This is a genomic window from Paracoccus zeaxanthinifaciens ATCC 21588 (assembly GCF_000420145.1).
In the GTDB taxonomy this organism is placed as follows: domain Bacteria; phylum Pseudomonadota; class Alphaproteobacteria; order Rhodobacterales; family Rhodobacteraceae; genus Paracoccus; species Paracoccus zeaxanthinifaciens.
Genome location: NZ_ATUJ01000028.1, coordinates 2,501 through 4,570 on the forward strand (window position 1 = coordinate 2,501; position 2,070 = coordinate 4,570).

1 tRNA gene and 2 rRNA genes (1 of these 3 running past the window's edge) are annotated in these 2,070 nt (G+C 55.5%); all 3 read left to right on the forward strand.

Going from position 1 to position 2,070, the window contains the following annotated elements:
* Positions 1-1,698, forward strand: a 23S ribosomal RNA gene (locus F804_RS0115040) (it extends 1,137 nt beyond the left edge of the window).
* Positions 1,699-1,766: 68 nt separating this feature from the next.
* Positions 1,767-1,881 (forward strand): 5S ribosomal RNA (gene rrf, locus F804_RS0115045).
* 59 nt (positions 1,882-1,940) lie between these two features.
* Positions 1,941-2,017 (forward strand) — tRNA-Met (locus tag F804_RS0115050).
* Positions 2,018-2,070 lie beyond the last annotated feature (53 nt).

Below are 2,070 nucleotides of genomic sequence, written 5' to 3' on the forward strand. Positions count from 1 at the left end.
AGAGGTCTTGCGGCGAAGATGTAACGGGGCTCAAGCCACGAGCCGAAGCTTTGGGTGTGCACTTCGGTGCACGCGGTAGCGGAGCGTTCTGTGATATAGAACGCTGCCTCTTCTGATCTTACGGGATCAGCGGAGGCATTGTTCTGACTGTGAAGCCGGGCCGTAAGGCATCCGGTGGAGTGATCAGAAGTGAGAATGTTGACATGAGTAGCGACAAACAGGGTGAGAGACCCTGTCGCCGAAAGTCCAAGGGTTCCTGCTTAAAGCTAATCTGAGCAGGGTAAGCCGGCCCCTAAGGCGAGGCCGAAAGGCGTAGTCGATGGGAACCAGGTTAATATTCCTGGGCCAGGAGATGGTGACGGATCGCAGAGGTTGTCAGTCCTTATCGGATTGAACTGGCAGCTGAGCGGTCCCTGGAAATAGCCCTCCATGAGACCGTACCCGAAACCGACACAGGTGGACTGGTAGAGAATACCAAGGCGCTTGAGAGAACCACGTTTAAGGAACTCGGCAAAATACCTCCGTAAGTTCGCGAGAAGGAGGCCCGGTTTTTGCGCAAGCAGAGGCCGGGGGCACAAACCAGGGGGTGGCGACTGTTTACTAAAAACACAGGGCTCTGCGAAGTCGCAAGACGACGTATAGGGTCTGACGCCTGCCCGGTGCCGGAAGGTTAAAAGGAGATGTGCAAGCATTGAATTGAAGCCCCGGTAAACGGCGGCCGTAACTATAACGGTCCTAAGGTAGCGAAATTCCTTGTCGGGTAAGTTCCGACCTGCACGAATGGCGTAACGACTTCCCCGCTGTCTCAAACGTGGACTCAGCGAAATTGAATTGTCTGTGAAGATGCAGACTTCCCGCGGTTAGACGGAAAGACCCCATGCACCTTTACTACAACTTCGCACTGGCATCAGGATTGCGATGTGCAGGATAGGCGGTAGGCGCTGAAACCGGGACGCCAGTTCCGGTGGAGCCATCCTTGAGATACCGCCCTTCGCACTCTTGATGTCTAACCGCGGCCCGTTATCCGGGTCCGGGACCCTGCGTGGTGGGTAGTTTGACTGGGGCGGTCGCCTCCCAAACAGTAACGGAGGCGCGCGAAGGTTGGCTCAGAGCGGTCGGAAATCGCTCGTTGAGTGCAATGGCAGAAGCCAGCCTGACTGCAAGACTGACAAGTCGAGCAGAGTCGAAAGACGGCCATAGTGATCCGGTGGTCCCGAGTGGAAGGGCCATCGCTCAACGGATAAAAGGTACGCTGGGGATAACAGGCTGATGATGCCCAAGAGTCCATATCGACGGCATCGTTTGGCACCTCGATGTCGGCTCATCTCATCCTGGGGCTGGAGCAGGTCCCAAGGGTACGGCTGTTCGCCGTTTAAAGAGGTACGTGAGCTGGGTTTAGAACGTCGTGAGACAGTTCGGTCCCTATCTGCCGTGGGTGTTGGATACTTGAGAGGAGTTGCCCCTAGTACGAGAGGACCGGGGTGAACGTTCCACTGGTGGACCTGTTGTCGTGCCAACGGCAGTGCAGGGTAGCTATGAACGGACAGGATAAACGCTGAAGGCATCTAAGCGTGAAGCCCCCCTCAAAACAAGGTATCCCTTGAGAGCCGTGGAAGACCACCACGTCGATAGGCCGGAGATGTAAGTGCAGCAATGCATTCAGTTGACCGGTACTAATGGCTCGATTGGCTTGATTTGATCCGGAAGAAGCAAGACTTCTTCCAAAAGCATCCTTGGACAACAAACGCTGGTCGTCTCTTTCCCGGTCTGGTGGCCCTAGCACGAGCAAAACACCCGATCCCATCCCGAACTCGGCCGTTAAGTGCCGTCGCGCCAATGGTACTGCGTCAAAAGACGTGGGAGAGTAGGTCACCGCCAGACCTGGAAAGAGACGACAATCTCTCTGATACGATGAAAACACCCGATCAGGACAAAAATGGCGCGGGGTAGAGCAGCCCGGTAGCTCGTCAGGCTCATAACCTGAAGGTCGCAGGTTCAAATCCTGCCCCCGCAACCAAAATAACAAAACCATACAAAAAACACGCCCCGCAAAAACGCGGGGCTTCTTGC